Annotated in this window: 17 protein-coding genes; 2 read left to right on the forward strand and 15 right to left on the reverse strand. The window is 60.7% G+C overall.

Translation table 11 applies throughout. The annotated features are described in order from the left end of the window. Positions 1-45: 45 nt before the first annotated feature. From fdhF to J2X43_RS18975, 6 genes are all read right to left on the reverse strand, one after another. Positions 46-2925 (reverse strand): formate dehydrogenase subunit alpha, encoded by a 2880-nt coding sequence (gene fdhF / locus J2X43_RS18950; protein ID WP_310296248.1) that lies wholly within the window; start codon positions 2923-2925, stop codon positions 46-48. Between the two features lie 6 nt (positions 2926-2931). Then, complete coding sequence (locus J2X43_RS18955) at positions 2932-4488, reverse strand: NADH-quinone oxidoreductase subunit NuoF (RefSeq protein ID WP_310296250.1); 1557 nt, start codon at positions 4486-4488, stop codon at positions 2932-2934. Further along, on the reverse strand, positions 4485-4964 hold the full coding sequence (locus J2X43_RS18960) for a formate dehydrogenase subunit gamma (RefSeq protein WP_310296252.1): 480 nt from the start codon (positions 4962-4964) through the stop codon (positions 4485-4487). The genes J2X43_RS18955 and J2X43_RS18960 overlap by 4 nt, the downstream gene beginning before the upstream one ends. A 137-nt stretch (positions 4965-5101) precedes the next feature. Beyond that, positions 5102-5998: a LysR family transcriptional regulator gene (locus J2X43_RS18965; protein WP_112385753.1), complete on the reverse strand. Its 897-nt coding sequence runs from the start codon at positions 5996-5998 to the stop codon at positions 5102-5104. Between the two features lie 66 nt (positions 5999-6064). Beyond that, positions 6065-6409 carry a helix-turn-helix transcriptional regulator gene (locus tag J2X43_RS18970; protein ID WP_112385754.1) on the reverse strand — a complete coding sequence of 115 codons (345 nt, stop codon included), beginning with the start codon at positions 6407-6409 and terminating at the stop codon, positions 6065-6067. Positions 6410-6511: 102 nt separating this feature from the next. Further along, positions 6512-7282, reverse strand: coding sequence for an SDR family oxidoreductase (locus J2X43_RS18975; protein WP_310296256.1), 771 nt, complete (start codon positions 7280-7282; stop codon positions 6512-6514). A gap of 94 nt (positions 7283-7376) precedes the next feature. On the opposite strand from J2X43_RS18975, the gene J2X43_RS18980 reads away from it, so the two are divergent. Then, positions 7377-8159: a DeoR/GlpR family DNA-binding transcription regulator gene (locus tag J2X43_RS18980; protein WP_310296257.1), complete on the forward strand. Its 783-nt coding sequence runs from the start codon at positions 7377-7379 to the stop codon at positions 8157-8159. Between the two features lie 98 nt (positions 8160-8257). Beyond that, positions 8258-9781 carry a glycerol-3-phosphate dehydrogenase gene (gene glpD / locus J2X43_RS18985; protein WP_310296258.1) on the forward strand — a complete coding sequence of 508 codons (1524 nt, stop codon included), beginning with the start codon at positions 8258-8260 and terminating at the stop codon, positions 9779-9781. Between the two features lie 68 nt (positions 9782-9849). Here the strand turns inward: glpD and J2X43_RS18990 are convergent, their stop codons facing one another. The 9 genes from J2X43_RS18990 to J2X43_RS19030 all read right to left on the reverse strand — a co-directional run bounded on the left by J2X43_RS18990 (position 9850) and on the right by J2X43_RS19030 (position 19067). After that, positions 9850-10779, reverse strand: coding sequence for an aldo/keto reductase (locus J2X43_RS18990; RefSeq protein WP_310296260.1), 930 nt, complete (start codon positions 10777-10779; stop codon positions 9850-9852). A 200-nt stretch (positions 10780-10979) separates the two neighbouring features. Beyond that, positions 10980-11387 carry a F0F1 ATP synthase subunit epsilon gene (locus J2X43_RS18995; RefSeq protein WP_112385759.1) on the reverse strand — a complete coding sequence of 136 codons (408 nt, stop codon included), beginning with the start codon at positions 11385-11387 and terminating at the stop codon, positions 10980-10982. Continuing rightward, positions 11387-11620, reverse strand: a complete 234-nt coding sequence (locus J2X43_RS19000; protein ID WP_112385760.1) for a hypothetical protein — start codon at positions 11618-11620, stop codon at positions 11387-11389. Before J2X43_RS19000 ends, J2X43_RS18995 begins: the two co-directional genes overlap by 1 nt. Continuing rightward, a complete protein-coding gene (atpD, locus tag J2X43_RS19005) occupies positions 11620-13092 on the reverse strand; it encodes a F0F1 ATP synthase subunit beta (protein ID WP_112385761.1) in 1473 nt (490 codons plus the stop codon). The genes J2X43_RS19000 and atpD overlap by 1 nt, the downstream gene beginning before the upstream one ends. A gap of 23 nt (positions 13093-13115) precedes the next feature. Further along, positions 13116-14000: a F0F1 ATP synthase subunit gamma gene (locus J2X43_RS19010; protein ID WP_310296264.1), complete on the reverse strand. Its 885-nt coding sequence runs from the start codon at positions 13998-14000 to the stop codon at positions 13116-13118. Between the two features lie 26 nt (positions 14001-14026). Then, positions 14027-15556, reverse strand: coding sequence for a F0F1 ATP synthase subunit alpha (gene atpA / locus J2X43_RS19015; RefSeq protein ID WP_112385763.1), 1530 nt, complete (start codon positions 15554-15556; stop codon positions 14027-14029). Next, complete coding sequence (locus J2X43_RS19020; protein ID WP_112385764.1) at positions 15556-16122, reverse strand: F0F1 ATP synthase subunit delta; 567 nt, start codon at positions 16120-16122, stop codon at positions 15556-15558. Before J2X43_RS19020 ends, atpA begins: the two co-directional genes overlap by 1 nt. 254 nt (positions 16123-16376) lie before the next feature. Further along, positions 16377-16766 (reverse strand): DUF4345 domain-containing protein, encoded by a 390-nt coding sequence (locus J2X43_RS19025; RefSeq protein WP_310296267.1) that lies wholly within the window; start codon positions 16764-16766, stop codon positions 16377-16379. Between the two features lie 84 nt (positions 16767-16850). Next, positions 16851-19067, reverse strand: a complete 2217-nt coding sequence (locus J2X43_RS19030) for a primosomal protein N' (RefSeq protein ID WP_310296269.1) — start codon at positions 19065-19067, stop codon at positions 16851-16853. Positions 19068-19080 lie beyond the last annotated feature (13 nt).

The following is a 19080-nucleotide window of genomic DNA, read 5'->3' on the forward strand; positions in this document are numbered from 1 at the left end:
TGCGGGCGATGCGGCTGACGGGGATGCGTGTGTGCCGTTCGGACATTACTCCGCGGCCTCCATCTTGCCGGAGATACGGCGGCTCTGGCGGGCCTGCTCGTCATATTCGAGCTGCCACTCGGTCGGCCCGTTGGAGGGCGAAACCTGCACCGCCGTCACCTTGTATTCCGGGCAGTTGGTCGCCCAATCGGAGAAGTCGGTGGTGATAACGTTGGCTTGCGTCGTCGGATGATGGAAGGTCGTGTAGACAACGCCGGGCGCAACGCGCTCGGTGATCAGCGACCGGAGCGTCGTGTCGCCGGAGCGGCTCTGCAGCTTGATCCAGTCGCCATCGCGGATGCCGCGCTGTTCGGCATCATGCGGATGGATTTCCAGCCGGTCTTCTGCGTGCCAGGCAACGTTCTCGGTGCGGCGCGTCTGTGCTCCCACATTATACTGGCTGAGAATACGGCCGGTGGTCAGCAGCAGCGGGAAGCGCGGGCCGGTGCGTTCGTCGGTCGCGACATATTCCGTGCGGATGAACTTGCCCTTGCCGCGAACGAAGCCGTCGACATGCATGATCGGCGATCCCTCGGGATGCTTCTCGTTGCACGGCCACTGAACCGAGCCCATCTTTTCCAGATAGTCGTAGGACACCATCGCAAAACTCGGCGTACTCGCCGCGATCTCGTCCATGATTTCGGACGGATGCTTGTAGTTCCAGTTGAGCCCCATCGCCTGCGCGAGCTTCTGTGTCACTTCCCAGTCGGCATAGCCGTTCTTAGGGGTCATCACCTTGCGCACGCGGTTGATGCGCCGCTCTGCATTGGTGAAGGTTCCGTCCTTCTCCAGGAAGGTCGAGCCCGGCAGGAAGACATGCGCGTAGTTGGCGGTCTCGTTGAGGAAGAGATCCTGGACGACAACGCATTCCATCGCCGCCAGACCGGCAGCGACATGCTTGGTGTCGGGGTCCGATTGCAGGATGTCCTCACCCTGGATGTAGAGCCCCTTGAAGGTGCCATCCACAGCCGCATCCAGCATGTTCGGAATGCGCAGGCCCGGTTCGTTGTTAAGCTTTACGCCCCACAGCTTTTCGAAGACATCGCGCGTCGCATCATCAGAGATATGGCGATAACCCGGCAGCTCGTGCGGGAACGATCCCATGTCGCACGAACCCTGCACGTTGTTCTGGCCACGCAGCGGGTTCACGCCAACGCCTTCACGGCCGATATTGCCTGTTACCATCGCCAGATTGGCGATCGCCATGACGGTCGTCGAGCCCTGGCTGTGTTCGGTAACGCCGAGGCCGTAATAGATCGCGCCATTGCCGCCGAGCGCATAAAGCCTGGCTGCACCACGCAGATCGGCAGCCGGAACGCCGGTGAATTTCTCGGTCTCCTCAGGACTATGCTGCGGCTCCGAAACGAAGGCCGCCCAATCCTCGAATTCCGACCAGTCGCAGCGCTCGCGAATGAATCTCTCGTTGAACAGGCCTTCGGTGACGATGACATGCGCCAGCGCCGTCATGACGGCAACGTTGGTGCCCGGCTTCAATGGCAGGTGATAGGCAGCCTCGACATGCGGCGTTCTGACAAGATCGATGCGGCGCGGATCGATGACGATCAGCTTGGCGCCCTGACGCAGCCGCTTCTTGAGCCGCGAGCCGAAGACCGGATGGCCATCCGTCGGGTTCGCACCGATGACGACCACGACGTCGGAATGCTCGACGCTGTCGAAATTCTGCGTACCGGCCGAGGTGCCGAAGGCTTGACCGAGACCATAGCCGGTCGGCGAATGGCAGACGCGGGCGCAGGTATCGACATTGTTATTGCCGAAGCCGGCACGGATCAGCTTCTGAACAAGGAAGGTCTCCTCGTTGGTGCAACGTGACGACGTGATGCCGCCAACCGCTTCGCGGCCATATTGATACTGGATGCGCTTGAACTCGGAGGCCACATGCGCGTACGCCTCGTCCCAGGTGACTTCCCGCCAGGGATCCGAGACCTTCTCGCGGATCATCGGGTTGAGAATGCGATCCTTGTGGGTCGAATAGCCATAGGCGAAGCGGCCTTTGACGCAGGAATGCCCGCGGTTTGCCTGGCCGTCCTTCCACGGCACCATGCGCACCAGTTCTTCGCCGCGCATTTCCGCCTTGAACGAGCAGCCGACGCCGCAATAGGCGCAAGTGGTGACCGCCGAATGCTCCGGCTGGCCGATTGCAATCACCGACTTCTCGGTCAGCGTCGCCGTCGGGCAGGCCTGCACACAAGCGCCGCAGGAAACGCATTCGGAATCGAGGAAATGCTCGTGCATACCGGGCGAAACGCGCGATCCGAAGCCACGCCCCTCGATCGTCAGCGCGAAGGTACCCTGCACCTCTTCGCAGGCCCGCACACAGCGCGAGCAGACGATGCATTTCGACGGGTCATAGGTGAAATACGGGTTCGACTCGTCCTTCGGCATCCATTTCAGATTGATCTCGCCATTGCTGCGCGCCTTGACGTGATTGTCGCCTTCATAGCCGTAGCGAACGTCGCGCAGGCCGACGGCACCCGCCATGTCCTGCAGTTCACAATCGCCATTGGCGGCGCAGGTCAGACAGTCGAGCGGGTGGTCGGAGATATAGAGTTCCATCACGCCGCGACGGATATCCTTCAAGCGGCCCGTCTGCGTATGAACGACGAGGCCGGAAGCGACCGGCGTCGTGCAGGATGCGGGCGTGCCGTTGCGTCCTTCGATCTCGACAAGACAGAGACGGCAGGAACCGAAGGCATCGACCATATCGGTAGCGCAGAGCTTCGGAACCTGGATCCCGGCTTCCATCGACGCACGCATGATCGACGTACCCTCGGGCACGGTGATTTCGCGGCCGTCGATGGTCAGCGTGACCATGGCTCCGGATTTCGAAGCCGGCGTTCCGTAGTCAATTTCATGAACGAGAGACATGGGTCTTTACTCCGCCGCTTCGATAAGGGGTGTTGGAGCGAAATCGTCCGGGAAGTGCGTCATCGCACTCATGACCGGATATGGGGTGAAGCCGCCCAAGGCACAGAGCGAGCCGAATTTCATCGTGTTGCAGAGATCGGTGAGGAGCGCCCGGTTCTTCTCCGGCTCGATCCCTTGGGCAATCTTGTCTGCCGTCTCAACGCCACGGGTCGAGCCGATGCGGCAGGGCGTGCACTTGCCGCAGCTCTCGACCGCGCAGAATTCCATCGCGAACCGCGCCTGCTTCAGCATGTCGGCGCTGTCGTCGAAGACGACGATACCCGCATGGCCGATCAAACCGTCCCTGGCGGCGAAAGCTTCGTAGTCGAACGGCGTATCGAACAGCGCCCGCGGGAAATAAGCCCCAAGGGGACCGCCGACCTGAACCGCCTTGACCGGACGCCCGCTCGCGGTGCCGTTGCCGATCTTATCTATGATATCGCCGAGTGACAGGCCGAAGGCCGTCTCGTAAAGACCGCCATGCTTGACGTTTCCGGCGATCTGCAGCGGTATCGTGCCACGCGAACGACCCATGCCGAAATCACGGTAGAAAGCTGCACCCTTGTCGAGAATGACAGGCACCGATGCCAGCGAAATGACGTTGTTAATGACGGTCGGAGACGCAAACAGCCCCTTGTGAGCAGGCAGCGGCGGCTTGGCGCGTACGACACCGCGCTTGCCTTCCAGGCTGTTCAGCAGCGCCGTTTCCTCGCCACACACATAGGCACCGGCGCCCATGCGCACTTCGATGTCGAAAGCCTTGCCCGAGCCCATGACCGACTGACCGAGCACCCCGGCCTTGCGGGCGATCTCGACCGCCTCTGTCATCGCCGCGATCGCATGCGGATATTCCGAGCGGGTATAGACAAAGCCCTTGGTGGCGCCTGTCGCAAGCCCAGCAATCGCCATCCCCTCGATCAGCACGAAGGGATCGCCTTCCATGATCATCCGGTCGGCAAAGGTACCGCTATCGCCTTCGTCAGCATTGCAGACGATGTATTTGCGCGGCCCCGAAGCGTCGAGAACCGTTTTCCATTTGATGCCGGTCGGGAAGCCGGCGCCCCCTCGCCCGCGCAGCCCGGAATCGGTGACTTCCTTGACGATTTCCGCAGGCGCCATCTGAGCGGCACGCTTCAAGCCCGCCAGGCCACCATGCGCCTGATAATCCTCAAGCGACAGCGGATCGGTGATACCGCAGCGGGCGAAGGTCAATCGGGTCTGTTCCTTGAGGAATGGGAGGCTTTCGACCTCCCCAAGACAGAGCGCGTGATCGCCGCCGGAGACCAGACCGGCCTCGAATAACCCGGCAACATCCTTTGCCTTCACCGGACCATAGCCGATGCGCTTGCCTTCGATCTCGACTTCGACGAGCGGCTCCAGCCACAGCATGCCGCGCGAACCGTTGCGCACCAGCTTCACGTCGAGACCGCGAGCAGCAATCTGCGCGGCCACTTCCTTCGCAACCTTGTCGGCGCCGAGCGAAAGCGCCGCCGCATCGCGGGGAACGAAAATCTTGACGGTCATCGCCGCACCTCCGCAACGAATTCGGCAACCGTCTCGTCATCGACGCGGCCGTAAAGCTCGCCGTCCAGCATCGCCGCCGGCGCGCAGGCGCAGAGCCCGAGACAGTAGACCGGCTCCAGCGTGACGCTGCCGTCGAGCGACGTCTGATGGAAATCGATACCCAAAAGCGTCTTGACCCGATCAGCCATGGCGTCTCCCCCCATCGACTGACAGGCCTCGGCCCGACAGAGTTTCAGAACATGGCGCCCGGCCGGATGATCCCGGTAGTCGTGGTAGAAGGTCATCACGCCATGAACTTCAGCGCGCGACAGGTTCAATTCGTCAGCGATCACAGGAAGCGCTTCCTGCGGCACATAGCCGAACTCATCCTGAACTTCATGCAAGATAGGAAGAAGCGGACCTTCGAGAGACCGAAGGCTCGAGACGATCGCGCGCGTGCGCGCGGCAATATCGCCGGTGGCGACATGGGCATTCATTTTGGCAGGCCTCCCAGGGCTTCCCGTTTCAGCCGCCACACCAGCCTCCCCCAGCTTGGTATGACATTGTGACAGGAAGTGTCTCAGGGAACATGCAGGCGATCAATAAAGCTGTTCCGTCGATTGATAGGTTTTTCCTATCGAAGATCTTCGCTCTCCGCGAGTATCCTTGCCTCATGCAACAGCGCAGAGACGAGTGGCGTGAACGGCTCGCGATGTGTCGCGACCAGACCGACAAGATGATCGGCCTCCGGCTCGACAATCGGGATCATGCGGATTTCGGCCGGAAAACCGAAGGATTCGGCCACATTCCGTGGCATGATGCTTGCCCAGCGGCCGGTCCGCACATGCGAAAAAAGCACGATCATCGACCCTGACTCCAAAGTCGGATGCGCCGTCGCACCGGCTTCGGCCAGATGCCGGTTGATGATCCGGCGGTTCTGCATGTCCGCAGTCAATAGACAAAGCCGAAGATGGCCAACCTCGCGCCAGGTCACGGTTTCGCGATCTGAAAGCGGACTGCCGGCGGCGGTAATCAGATTGTAGCGCTCGGCATAGAGCGGAACCGTCGTCACCCGCCCAAGCGGTTCATTCTCCAGATAGGTGATGCCGGCATCGATCTCGAGATTTTCGAGCATGCTCAGAACCTGCAGCGAGTTGCGCGAGACGATCGAAAAGGTAACGTCGGGATGCCGCTCCTGAAACGGCGTGGTGATCCGCGGTAGCATCGCCAGCGCGGTTGGAATGGAAGCGATCCGGAGGTGACCGGAAAGACCCTTGCGGGCGGTGCGCATCTCCTCGCGCATCGTGCGGGTATCGCCGACGATCCGGCGCGCCCACTCAAGCACACGCTGTCCCTCGGGTGTCAGCCCCTGGAAGCGCGACCCGCGCTGCACCAGCATGACGCCCAGCTGGTCCTCCAGCTGGCGGATCGCCGCCGAGAGCGTCGGCTGTGAAACGCCACATTCCTCGGCCGCGCGGCCGAAATGCTTTTCATTGGCAAGGGCTATGAAGAATTCCAGCTTATCGATCATCCGGTCTCCCGCCGAACTTCCTGTTCAGGCATCTTTGGCCGGAGAACACACGCTTAGCAAGAGCGGCTATCGGGCCGCTGCGGCTCCAGGAAACAGCGCGAAAAGCGAATCCAGGAAGGAGGCGACACTCTCGTTTCCGAGGCTGTAATAGACAAGACGCCCCTCACGGCGGGTATTGACCAGACCTTCCATCCGCAGCCGCGCCAGCTGCTGCGAGACCATCGCCTGCTGCACGCCGAGCAGCTCTTCGATCTCGCTGACGGTCTTTTCCTCTTCGGCAAGAATGCAGAGAATGAGGAGCCGCGTCTGGTGCGCCATTGCCTTGAGGAGGCTGCTTGCTTCATGAGCTTTCTCAGCAAGCTTCTTCAATTCCTGACCAGCTGTTCCCGGCGCAGTTGTAGGCAAAGGCATTCGGATTCTCTGATGGACGCGTTAGGACGGGTCCAAGCGATAGCATATTCGCACCGTTATACTGCGCAATTTTACTAAAATACCAAAAATAGTCCAAGTAAATCAGCAGATAAGCTGGCCGCCGTTGATTTCCAAGACTTGGCCGGTGATGTAGCCGGAGAGCGAAGGCGCAGCCAAAAAGAGATAGGCAGGGGCGCAGTCCGCAGCGGTTCCGAGCCGCTGCAGCGGAATGGTTTTGCGCGTCTGCTCCAGCTTTTCGCGCGACGAATAACGCTCGTGGAAATCCGTCTCGATCGTCCCTGGCGACACGCAATTGACACGGATCGCATCGGGCGCAAGCTCGCGCGCCAACGCCTTGGAATAGGTGGAAACGAAGGCTTTCGAAGCCGAATAGATCGCCGAACCCGGACTGCCGCCGGTCAGCGCCGAAATCGACACCGTATTGACAATCGCCGCGCCGTTGGCGGCCCTCAACGCCGGGAGAAGCGCACGCGTCACCTCGACGACCGATGTCTGATTGAGCCGGGTGATCGCTTCATATTCGCTGTCGGTCAACTCGCCTGCCGGAAACCGGCCGACCATCGTGCCCGCATTGTTGACCAGCACGTGGACGCTACCGAACGCCTGAAGAACCTGATCCGCAAACTTTGCGGTACCGCCGGAAACGGTAAAATCGCCTGCGATCAGCACCGCACGGCCGTCCGCTTCCGCAGCCGTCAGGAAGTCTGGCAGCTGCCGTTCGGTACCCCGGCCGGTATGAACGGCAACGCGCGCACCGCAATCAAGAAATTGCCGGACGACTTCGAGGCCGATGCCGCGGCCCGCGCCGGTGACGACAACATTGCGGTTTTCGAAAAGCTTTGGATCAAACACGCGATGGCCCTCCCGGCGTCGGCTTTCACTCGCCGATTGCGCAATTTTCGCTTTAACATATGATCGCAAAAAACGAAAGAAAGGGAGGCGCAGCATGTTTCTGTCCGGACGGCAGACCGAGATCCTCGATATCGCCAAGTCCGAGGGCCGCGTGCTGGTAGAAGATCTGGCGGCGCGTTTCTCGGTGACCCCGCAGACCATCCGCAAGGATCTCAACGATCTCTGCGACAGTCGTGTGCTGACCCGCATCCATGGCGGCGCGATCTTTCCGGGTGGCACGGAGAACGTCAAATACGAGGCACGGCGCTCGATCGCCGCCAACGAGAAGACGGCGATCGGCCGGGCAACCGCAGCCCTCATCCCCAACAATGCCTCTCTGTTCATCAATATCGGCACGACGACCGAAGCCGTTGGCGAAGCACTGATCGACCATCACGAACTGATGGTCATCACCAATAACATCAACGTCGCCAGCCGCTTGCGGCTCTTCCCCTCGATTGAGGTGGTGATCGCCGGGGGCGTGGTGCGCCATTCCGACGGCGGCATCGTCGGCGAAGCGGCCGTCGATTTCATCCGCCAGTTCAAAGTAGATTATGCCGTCATCGGCGCATCCGCGATCGATCCCGATGGCGCGCTGCTCGATTTCGACTACCGCGAAGTCAAGGTTGCCCAGGCAATCATGGCCAACGCCCGGCACGTGGTCCTGGTCGCCGATTCCACCAAGTTCGAGCGCACCGCGCCCGTCCGCATCGGCCATCTGTCGCAGGTCCACACCTTCGTCACCGATGAATGCGCCCTGGATTCGCTGCGGCGGATCTGTTCCGAGGGCGGTATCAGCCTGGTTGAGACCAACAGGACGGACGGCGAAAAAGATTAAATCTGCATCGTCGCAAAAGGTTCGTTTGACATTCACTTTCTTTCGTTTTAGCGCTTAACGGATTTCATTTTTAAGCACTAAATCATTGGAGAGCGTGCGTGAGCGGGCAGATTTTCGACCTATTCGTGATCGGCGGCGGTATCAACGGCTGCGGGATCGCCCGGGATGCGGCTGGACGCGGCTATTCGGTGGCACTGGCCGAGATGAACGACTTCGCCTCTGGCACGTCGTCAGGTGCCACCAAGCTCATCCATGGCGGTCTGCGCTATCTCGAACACTACGAATTCCGGCTGGTGCGTGAATCGCTGATGGAGCGCGAGGTGCTCTGGGCGATGGCGCCGCACATCATCTGGCCGATGCGCTTCGTGCTGCCCTACCACAAGGGCGGCATCCGGCCTGCCTGGCTGATCCGTCTCGGGCTGTTCCTCTATGATCACCTCGGTGGCCGCAAGCTGCTGCCGCCGACGGCGACGCTCGACATGCGGACCGATCCAGCCGGCAAGCCGCTGAAGGCGCTGTTTGCCAAAGCCTTCGAATATTCCGACGGCTGGGTCGACGATGCACGCATGGTGGTGCTCAATGCCCGCGATGCCAGCGATCGCGGCGCGCTGATCATGCCGCGCACGAAAGTGGTGTCGGCGCGGCGCGAGAATGGCCTCTGGACCATCGAAACGGTGGATACGCTGTCGGGACGCAGTTCGACGCATCAGGCCCGCATGCTGGTCAATGCCGCCGGTCCCTGGGTCGATCATGTGATCCGCGCCGCCTTCGGCGAGAACGAGGCACGGCATGTCCGCCTCGTCCAGGGCAGCCATATCATCGTTCGGAAGAAGTTCGAGGGGCCGAAGGCCTATTTCTTCCAGAACCCCGACAACCGCATCATCTTCGCCATTCCTTATGAGAGTGACTTCACGCTGATCGGCACCACCGACCGCGATTACACCGGCGATCCCAGGGATGTCAGAATCTCCGGCGAAGAGACGACCTATCTCTGCAATGCGGCCTCCGAGTATTTCAAGGAGCCGGTGAAGCCCGAGGATATCGTCTGGACCTATTCGGCGGTTCGGCCGCTGTTCGACGATGGCGCTTCGAAGGCGCAGGAGGCGACGCGCGATTATGTGCTGAAGCTCGAAGGCAAGGACGGAACCGAGGCGAATGCCGCACCGCTGCTCAACGTCTTCGGCGGCAAGCTGACGACCTACCGGCGGCTGTCGGAACATGCGCTGGAAAAGATCGGCGAGGCGATCGGTATCAAGGGTAGCCCGTGGACGGCAAAGAGCCATCTGCCGGGCGGGGACTTTCCGGTACAGGGATATGAGGCGGAGGTCGGCAAGCTGAAGGCCGCCTATCCGTTCCTCGCCGACAGCCATGCCCGAAGGCTGACGCGCCGCTATGGCACCAGGGCCAATGTGCTACTCGGCAAGGCCGCATCATCAACTGATCTCGGCAGGCATTTCGGATCGGATCTCTACGAGGCCGAGGTGCGCTATCTCATGCAGAACGAATGGGCCTTCACCGCCGAGGATGTCCTCTGGCGGCGCAGCAAGAAGGGGCTCTATCTCAGCAAGGAAGAGGCGGCAGCGCTGGAGAGCTTCCTGCGGGCCGAGCGGCTCGCCGCTTAAGTGTCTGCAGGGGGGCCAGCGCCGGTCCTTATTGAGCCGGCGCAACGCTTCCCGTTGGCTTCCACGTTTTACGGCAGTTGATAGCCGGCCGCCTTGAACATCCGGTACCACTCCTCGCGGCTCAGCTCGATGTCAGCTCCGATCGCGCTGTCACGCAAGCGTTGGGGGTTCGTCGTTCCCAGCACCGTCTGAATTTTGGCGGGATGACGCGCGATCCACGCGACAGCAATGGCAGCAGGCGTCGCACCGTAAGTTTCCGCGAGTTGGTCCAGAACCTTGTTGAGCTCCAGATAGTTCTCGCGGTCGCCCAGGAAGATGCCTTCAAAGAAGCCATGCTGGAACGGCGACCACGCCTGCAATGTGATGCTATTGATCCGGCTGTAGTTGACGAGCTCGCCATCCCGGTCGATCGACTGCTCAGATCCGCCCATATTGGCAGCAACGCCGAATGCGATAGACGGCGCGTGGGCAACACTCAACTGGATCTGATTGGCTATGATAGGTTGGGTAACAGCTGTCTTCAGCAAATCGATCTGGCCTGGCGTATGGTTCGAAACACCGAAATGGCGAACCTTGCCTGCTGCATGGAGCTTGTCGAATGCCTCGGCGACCTCTTCCGGCTCCACCAGCGCATCGGGCCGATGCAATAGAAGCACGTCCAGATAGTCGCTCCGCAGGGCCTTGAGGGACCGGTCGACGCTTGCGAGGATATGTTCCTTGGAGAAATCGAAATATCCCGGCCGGATCCCGCATTTGCTTTGAATGACGATCTTGTCCCGCTCGTCGGCTGTAAGGCGAAGAGCGTCACCAAACCGCGCTTCGCAGCGATGGGGGGCGCCGCCATAGATGTCCGCGTGATCGAAAATATTGACACCGATCTCCCGGGCCGCCGAGTAGAGGGCTTTAATTCCGCTGTCATCCAGCGTGTTGATCCGCATCAAACCAAGCACGACACTCGATACCGACACGCCCGAGGTCGAAAGCTGAATATTTTTCATGGGAACTCCCTGCAGCAATTGCGAATAGTTGAGGGACCCTATTAGGCGCAGAAGTCAAAATCTAGAGCCGATAGTGGGCCGCCCGCGGCCGCCAGATACTCAAGATCTCATGTTCATTGCCAGTAAGATCGGCACTCATGTGTCCAAAACGAAAAAAGCGGCCCTGAAGGCCGCTTTCGATCATTTGGGACTATTCCCGATCAGTCCTGTTCGACAACGCCACGCAGATGCGTGAGTTCGAGGATGAACTGCTCGAGCTTGGACTTGTGCTCATGATGCTCGGCATCATCGAGATCCTTCTGCGCCGCTTCGATACGGCGGGTCAGCTCGTCCTTGTTGATTTCCTCGACCGGAACGGCCGATTCGGCGAGCAGCGTGCAGCCCGTCGGCAGGATGTCGGCAAAGCCACCGAACACGACGTAGTCCTGCTTGCTGCCGGAGGCCGAACGAACGCTGACGATGCCGGGCTTGATGGTCGTCATCGTCGGCGCATGGTGGGCCATGACCGTCATCTCGCCCTCGGTTGCCGGAATGACAACTTCCGTCACCATCTCCGACAGGAGCAGACGCTCCGGAGATACGAGTTCAAAATTGAAATTGTCAGCCATCAGTGACTTACCTTCTCGGCCTTTGCATCTTGCAGTTTGGTCCCGCAGAACGGGCAGTGCTGTATCGCCTGATCGAGATAGCCGAGGCCTTCCTCGGCCTGAACCAATCCGACAACCATCATCAGCGCACCGTTATCCGCCCTGTAGACGGTGGGCGCTGCGGGTTCCGGAAGATCTGCCACGACCACCCGAAGGGAGTCGCAGCAGAAAATCTCGTCTTGCGCGTCGCTCATCAAGCGGCTGCGGAGAGCTTCTTGGCCTTTTCGATGGCTTCTTCCATCGAGCCGACCATGTAGAAGGCTGCTTCCGGCATGTCGTCGTAGTCGCCGTTGACCAGGCCCTTGAAGCCCTTGATCGTGTCTTCGAGCGCGACGAGCTTGCCCGGCGAACCGGTGAAGACTTCGGCGACGAAGAACGGCTGGGACAGGAAGCGCTCGATCTTGCGGGCACGGGCAACGGCCAGACGGTCTTCTTCAGACAGTTCGTCCATACCCAGGATGGCGATGATGTCCTGCAGCGACTTGTAGCGCTGCAGCGTCGACTGAACCTTACGAGCCACTTCGTAATGCTCTTCGCCGACGACCATCGGGTCGAGCATGCGCGACGTGGAGTCGAGCGGGTCAACGGCCGGATAGATGCCCTTTTCGGCGATCGAACGCGACAGAACGGTCGTTGCGTCCAGGTGAGCAAACGAAGTTGCCGGAGCCGGGTCGGTCAAGTCGTCGGCCGGAACGTAAATGGCCTGAACCGAGGTGATCGAACCGGTCGTCGTCGTGGTGATGCGTTCCTGCATCTGGCCCATGTCCGTTGCGAGCGTCGGCTGATAGCCAACGGCCGAAGGAATACGGCCGAGCAGAGCCGACACTTCGGAACCTGCCTGCGTGAAGCGGAAGATGTTATCGACGAAGAACAGAACGTCCTGGCCCTGGTCGCGGAAGTTTTCAGCAACCGTCAGACCCGTCAGAGCGACGCGAGCGCGGGCGCCCGGCGGTTCGTTCATCTGGCCGTAAACGAGGGCTGCCTTCGAGCCTTCGCCGCCGCCGTGCTTGTTGACGCCGGACTCGATCATTTCGTGGTAGAGGTCGTTGCCTTCGCGGGTACGTTCACCCACGCCTGCGAACACCGAGTAACCACCGTGCGCCTTGGCGACGTTGTTGATCAGTTCCATGATGAGGACGGTCTTGCCGACGCCTGCGCCGCCGAAGAGGCCGATCTTGCCGCCCTTTGCGTAAGGCGCGAGAAGGTCGACGACCTTGATGCCGGTGACCAGGATCTGTGCTTCCGTCGACTGTTCGACGTAAGACGGTGCATCCTGGTGGATGGCGCGCTTGGAAGCGGTGACCAGCGGACCGGCTTCGTCAACCGGCTCGCCGATGACGTTCATGATACGGCCGAGCGTTTCCGGACCGACCGGAACCGAGATCGGCGCGCCGGTGTCGAAAACTTCCTGGCCGCGGACGAGACCTTCGGACGAGTCCATGGCGATCGTACGCACGACGTTTTCACCGAGGTGCTGCGCGACCTCAAGAACCAGGCGGTTGCCCATGTTCGTGGTTTCGAGCGCGTTCAAAATCGCCGGCAGTTCGCCTTCGAAAGCCACGTCGACGACGGCGCCGATAACCTGTGTGACCTTGCCGACAGAGCCTGTGGCGGTCTTCTTAGCGGCGGTCTTCGCTGCCGCCTTCGGGGTAGCTGCCCTAGCCATTCTAATACCCTCTTTCTCTAACCTCAGAGCGCTTCCGCGCCCGAAATGATTTCAATGAGTTCCTTGGTGATCTGCGCCTGACGCTGACGGTTGTAGTTGAGCGTCAGCTTGTTGATCATCTCACCTGCGTTACGTGTCGCGTTGTCCATGGCGCTCATCTTCGCGCCCATCTCGCCAGCTGCGTTTTCAAGCAGCGCGCGGAAGATCTGGACAGAAATGTTGCGCGGAATCAGATCCTCGAGGATCGATGCCGGATCCGGCTCGTATTCATAGACAGCGCCGGCATGGGCAGCATCCTCGGTGACGCCTTCCGGCACCTTCGCGGGGATGATCTGCTGTGCCGTCGGGATCTGGCTGATGACCGACTTGAACTCGGAATAGAACAACGTGCAGACGTCGAACTCACCAGCTTCGAACATCTCGATGATGCGCTTGCCGATCTGGGCCGCATTCTCGAAGCCGACACGCTTGACGTCGCGCAGTTCCTTGCGCTCGGTGATGAGCGAAGAGAATTCGCGGCGCAGGCTGTCGTAGCCCTTCTTGCCAACGGTGAAGATCTTGACGGTCTTGCCCTGAGCAATGAGCTTGCGGGCATGATCACGTGCAAAACGCGAAATCTGCGAGTTGAAACCGCCGCAAAGACCGCGCTCTGCGGTGCAGACGACGAGCAGGTGAACCTGATCCTTGCCTGTGCCGGTCATCAGCAACGGTGCACCGTCGGCATCGGTGACCGCATGGGCGATGTTCGCGAGAACAGCCGCCATGCGCTCCGAGTAAGGCCGGGCGGCCTCGGCCGCCTCCTGCGCACGCCGAAGCTTAGCCGCGGCGACCATTTTCATCGCCTTGGTAATCTTCTGCGTCGCCTTGACGGAGGCGATCCGGTTTTTCAGATCCTTAAGTGAAGGCATCCGTTATCCGTCCTAACTGAGCCCGATCAGGCGAAAGACTTCGAGAACGAGTCGAGAGCAGCAACGAGCTTGCCCTTCGTATCGTCGCTGATGGCCTTTTCCGTGCGGATCGTATCGAGGATCGCCTTACCTTCCGAGCGGAGGTAGGAAAGCAGACCCTGTTCGAACTTGCCGATCTGGTTGACGGCAATCTTGTCGAGATAGCCGTTCACGCCAGCGAAGATCACAGCAACCTGCTCTTCGGTCTTCAGCGGCGAGAACTGCGGCTGCTTCAGAAGTTCGGTCAAGCGTGCGCCGCGGTTCAGCAGGCGCTGCGTCGAGGCATCGAGGTCCGAACCGAACTGAGCGAAGGCGGCCATTTCGCGATACTGGGCGAGTTCGCCCTTGATCGAGCCGGCAACCTGCTTCATCGCCTTGATCTGCGCGGCAGAACCGACGCGCGAAACCGACAGACCGACGTTAACAGCCGGGCGGATACCCTGATAGAACAGGTCGGTTTCAAGGAAGATCTGGCCATCGGTGATCGAGATCACGTTGGTCGGAATGAACGCCGAAACGTCGTTACCCTGCGTTTCGATGACCGGCAGAGCGGTCAGCGAACCGGCGCCCTTTTCGTCGCTCATCTTTGCAGCGCGCTCGAGGAGACGCGAGTGAAGGTAGAAAACGTCGCCCGGATAAGCTTCGCGGCCCGGCGGGCGGCGCAACAGGAGCGACATCTGGCGGTAGGAAACGGCCTGCTTGGAAAGGTCGTCGTAGCCGATGAGAGCATGCTGACCGTTGTCACGGAAGTATTCGCCCATGGCGCAACCGGCAAACGGTGCCAGGAACTGCATCGGAGCCGGATCGGAAGCCGTCGCAGCAACGATGATCGAGTACTTCAGAGCGCCGCGTTCTTCGAGAACCTTGACGAACTGGGCAACCGTCGAGCGCTTCTGGCCGACAGCGACATACACGCAGAACAGCTTTTCGCCTTCCGGACCAGACTCGTGAATAGCCTTCTGGTTCAGGATCGCATCGAGAATGATGGCGGTCTTGCCGGTCTGGCGGTCACCGATGACGAGCTCGCGCTGGCCACGGCCGACCGGGATGAGGGCGTCGATAGCCTTGAGGCCGGTCGACATCGGCTCATGAACCGACTTACGCGGAATGATGCCCGGAGCCTTGACGTCAACGCGCGAACGGCGCGTTGCGTTGATCGGACCCTTGCCGTCGATCGGGTTGCCGAGAGCGTCGACAACACGGCCGAGAAGTTCCGGACCAACCGGAACGTCAACGATGGCACCCGTACGCTTGACGGTGTCGCCTTCCTTGATGTCACGGTCCGAGCCGAAGATAACCACGCCGACATTGTCGGATTCGAGGTTCAGGGCCATACCGCGGATGCCGCCGGGGAACTCGACCATTTCACCGGCCTGAACGTTGTCCAGACCGTAAACGCGAGCAATACCGTCGCCGACAGAGAGAACCTGGCCGACTTCCGAGACTTCAGCTTCTTTGCCGAAGTTTTTGATTTGATCTTTGAGAATTGCGGAAATTTCCGCGGCGCGGATATCCATCAGCCAACCTCTTTCAATGCAAGCTTGAGAGTAGAAAGTTTGGTACGAAGCGACGTATCAATCTGACGGGACCCGACCTTCACGATCAGACCACCAAGAATTGACGGATCAACCGTGACGGCAATCGCCACGTCTTTGCCGGTGGCGCTCTTCAGCGCCGCCTTCAATTCAGTTTCCTGCGCTGCGGTCAGCGCATGGGCCGAGGCAACCTCGGCAGAAATTTCGCCACGCTGACGGGCAGCGATGATGCGGAAGGCCTTGATCATGCCCGGGAGGGCGAACAGGCGGCGGTTACGCGCCACGACCTTCAGGAAGTTACCGACGAAACCGGAAATACCGGCCTTCTCGCTGATGGCGACGATAGCCTTCAGCTGATCGTCAGCCGAGAATACCGGGCTGGCGACGAAACGCTTCAGGTCGTCGCTCTCATCCAGCATCGCCTGGAAACGGTCGAGATCAGCGGTGACGCTCTCGACGGCACCTTCTTCAAGCGCCAGATCGAACAGCGAGGACGCATATCGCTCTGCAACACCAGAAGTAAGCTGGGACGTGTCTGCCACGGGCACAAATTTCCCTGATTTCAATTCAAGAATCCGGCCGTCGGCGGGCGCCTGACCTATGCTCTTGAATTCGTTTTGATTTCCCCCAGAAATCGCAAGAGAAGCCTCTTGCTTCTTCCGAAATTCGGGGTCCGTCTAACATAGGACGCAGGGACTCGCAACACGCGTAACGCCCGAATATGCCTTTCGAATGATTTTCTATCGGCAAAATCGTGAAATGGCGTGGAGGCAGGCGAGCAGGCGGTCCGCTGCCCGGTAATTCAGGTTGTGAGGAAGCCGAAAGAATAGGCCAGCGGAACAGCCGCGAGGATCGCCTGCACAACCAGAAGTAAATAGTTGATAATTGTGCTCCCCTTATCTGAAAGGAGCGAAATGATGCGTGCGAAAGCTGACAATGCCAAGGTCGCACCGAGAACCAAATAGATCGGCAGCATCTCAAGCATTATGGGTGCAAGGCCGAGCGCCAGATACAGGCCGCCTGTTGAACGCAGTGCAGCGTAGCCATCCCGCCGCCCTTCTGCAGGCTGAAGGCCAACGAGACGCATCGCGTAGCCCGGAGCGAACATAATGACCAAACCTATTAAAGCTACGAACGCTGCGGCGCAAAATGCCAGCTGCTCGCCAAACTCCTCGGGAAAATATAGTTCCATGAATCGACCCCAAATCATGCCGCGTTTGGCAGTCCTTATGGCATGATTGCAGGCGGTGGAAAACGGCCAGCAGGCGCTGTTTTTTTAAAGGAAGCTCTGCGGATCGATGTCGAGCTGGACCTGAATGGAGCCGCGTTCTTTTGGCGCCTGCGACAGCATGGTCTTCAGAAAGGCCTGCATATCGGAATTGCGCCGCCCGTGGACGAGCAACCGGAAACGATGGCGACCGCGGACGATTGCAAGCGGCGCTTCGGCCGGTCCCAGCACGGAAATGCCCGAGACCTGCGGCGCGGAACCGCGGATGCCGCGCGCATGAGCCTCCGCATCCTGGCGGGTCTCCGCCGAAACGATGATCGAGGCGAGACGGCCGAACGGCGGCAGAATCGCGCGCTCGCGCTCGGTGATCTCGCGCTCGTAGAAGGCACCCGCATCGCCCGAGACGATCGCCTGCATGACGGGATGCTGGGGTTGATAGGTCTGCAGCAGACCGTGGCTCTTCAGGCCCGTTCGCCCGGCGCGGCCGGTGACCTGCGACAGCAGCTGGAAGGTACGCTCCGCCGCGCGCGGATCGCCATTCGCCAACCCGAGATCGGCATCGACAATGCCAACCAGCGTCATAAGCGGAAAGTTATGACCCTTGGCGACGAGCTGCGTGCCGATGACGATATCGGCCTCACCCTTGGCAATCGCATCAAGCTCCAGCCGCAGCCGCTTCACGCCGCCGGTGATATCGGAAGAGAGCACGATGGTGCGCGCGTCGGGAAAATGCCGCTCGACTTCCTCGGCGATCCGCTCCACCCCGGGGCCACAGGCGACGAGATGATCGAGCGTGCCGCATTCAGGGCATGCTTCAGGCGTGCGCTCGGTATGGCCGCATTGATGGCATTGCAGCTGGCTTCGGAAGCGGTGCTCCACGAGCCAGCTTGAACATTGCGGGCATTGGAAGCGGTGACCGCAGACACGGCAGAGCGTCAGCGGTGCATAGCCACGCCGGTTGAGGAAAAGCAGCGCCTGCTCCTTCTTCTCCACCGTCTTGCCGATCGCCCGGATCAGCACCGGTGACAGGAAGCCGCCGCGCTCCGGCGCGTGGCGGCGCATATCGACGAGATGCAGATCCGGCATCGCCGCATCGCCGAAGCGCGTCGGCAGATGGATCGTCGTGTAGCGGCCGCTCTGGCCGTTGACCTGGCTCTCCACCGACGGCGTTGCCGAGACCAGTACGACCGGAAAATCACCGATACGTCCGCGCACGACCGCCATGTCGCGCGCATTGTAATAAACCCTGTCTTCTTGCTTGTAGGCCGGATCATGCTCCTCATCGACGATAATCAGGCCGAGATCCTCGAAGGGCAGGAACAGCGCCGAGCGCGCACCGGCAACGACCCGCACCTCGCCGGTCACCGCCTGCCGCCAGACCTTTTCGCGCATGCGCGGCGCGAGGTCCGAGTGCCATTCGGCGGGCTTGGCTCCGAAGCGATCCTGAAAGCGTTCCAAGAAGCTCGCCGTCAGCGCGATCTCCGGCAGCAGGATCAGCACCTGCTTGCCACGTCGCAGCGTCTCGGCGATCGCCTCGAAATAGACCTCGGTCTTGCCGGACCCCGTTACTCCGTCGATCAGCGACACGGCGAATGCGCCGTTGCGTACCTCGGCCAGAATGTCGTCGGCGGCTTCCTTCTGCGGACCGGCGAGCCGCGACCGTGCAAAATCGGGATCGGGCTTCGCGACCACAGGCGGCGGCGGCAGAAAGATCGTTTCGAAAATACCCTGGCTGATCAGCCCATCCACGACGCTGGTGGAAACACCCGCAGCATGGGCAAGCCCCGTCCGCGTCCACGAAACGCCGTCAGAGGCCGTATCGAGCACGCGGGCGCGTGCCGGCGTCATCCGCTCCGGTTCACCGCCGACGAAGCGCAGGCCTTCCACCATCGGCTCCGGTTCGAAGGCATTGGGCGCACGCAATGCCATGCGCGCCACGAGACCGGGCGGCGAAAGGGTATAGGCGGCGACCCAATCGATGAAATCGCGCATCTCCTTGGTCAGCGGCGGACAATCGAAGACATGGGTGATCGGCCGCAGCTTCTTCGGATCGACGCCATCTTCGCCGCCATCCCAGACGACGCCGATGACCTGACGCGGCCCGAGCGGCACCTGGACGACAGAACCGGGCTCGACCGCCATGCCATCAGGCACGGCGTAGGAATAGGGCCGCGGTGCAGGCAGCGGAACGAGCACCGGAACCGTGCGGGTTGCCGGTGGTGTCTCGAACAATGCGCCAAAGAGATCGGACGAATCTGTGCTCATCGCGGCAGACCAT

Origin of the sequence: Rhizobium sp. BE258 (assembly GCF_031457345.1) — a bacterium.
In the GTDB taxonomy this organism is placed as follows: domain Bacteria; phylum Pseudomonadota; class Alphaproteobacteria; order Rhizobiales; family Rhizobiaceae; genus Rhizobium.

Coding starts and splice junctions, on each gene's coding strand:
- fdhF (WP_310296248.1), bottom strand. CDS start 2,925: ATGTCTCTCGTTCATGAAATTGACTACGGAACGCCGGCTTCGAAATCC.
- J2X43_RS18955 (WP_310296250.1), bottom strand. CDS start 4,488: ATGACCGTCAAGATTTTCGTTCCCCGCGATGCGGCGGCGCTTTCGCTC.
- J2X43_RS18960 (WP_310296252.1), bottom strand. CDS start 4,964: ATGAATGCCCATGTCGCCACCGGCGATATTGCCGCGCGCACGCGCGCG.
- J2X43_RS18965 (WP_112385753.1), bottom strand. CDS start 5,998: ATGATCGATAAGCTGGAATTCTTCATAGCCCTTGCCAATGAAAAGCAT.
- J2X43_RS18970 (WP_112385754.1), bottom strand. CDS start 6,409: ATGCCTTTGCCTACAACTGCGCCGGGAACAGCTGGTCAGGAATTGAAG.
- J2X43_RS18980 (WP_310296257.1), top strand. CDS start 7,377: ATGTTTCTGTCCGGACGGCAGACCGAGATCCTCGATATCGCCAAGTCC.
- J2X43_RS18990 (WP_310296260.1), bottom strand. CDS start 10,779: ATGAAAAATATTCAGCTTTCGACCTCGGGCGTGTCGGTATCGAGTGTC.
- J2X43_RS18995 (WP_112385759.1), bottom strand. CDS start 11,387: ATGGCTGACAATTTCAATTTTGAACTCGTATCTCCGGAGCGTCTGCTC.
- J2X43_RS19000 (WP_112385760.1), bottom strand. CDS start 11,620: ATGAGCGACGCGCAAGACGAGATTTTCTGCTGCGACTCCCTTCGGGTG.
- atpD (WP_112385761.1), bottom strand. CDS start 13,092: ATGGCTAGGGCAGCTACCCCGAAGGCGGCAGCGAAGACCGCCGCTAAG.
- J2X43_RS19010 (WP_310296264.1), bottom strand. CDS start 14,000: ATGCCTTCACTTAAGGATCTGAAAAACCGGATCGCCTCCGTCAAGGCG.
- atpA (WP_112385763.1), bottom strand. CDS start 15,556: ATGGATATCCGCGCCGCGGAAATTTCCGCAATTCTCAAAGATCAAATC.
- J2X43_RS19025 (WP_310296267.1), bottom strand. CDS start 16,766: ATGGAACTATATTTTCCCGAGGAGTTTGGCGAGCAGCTGGCATTTTGC.
- J2X43_RS19030 (WP_310296269.1), bottom strand. CDS start 19,067: ATGAGCACAGATTCGTCCGATCTCTTTGGCGCATTGTTCGAGACACCA.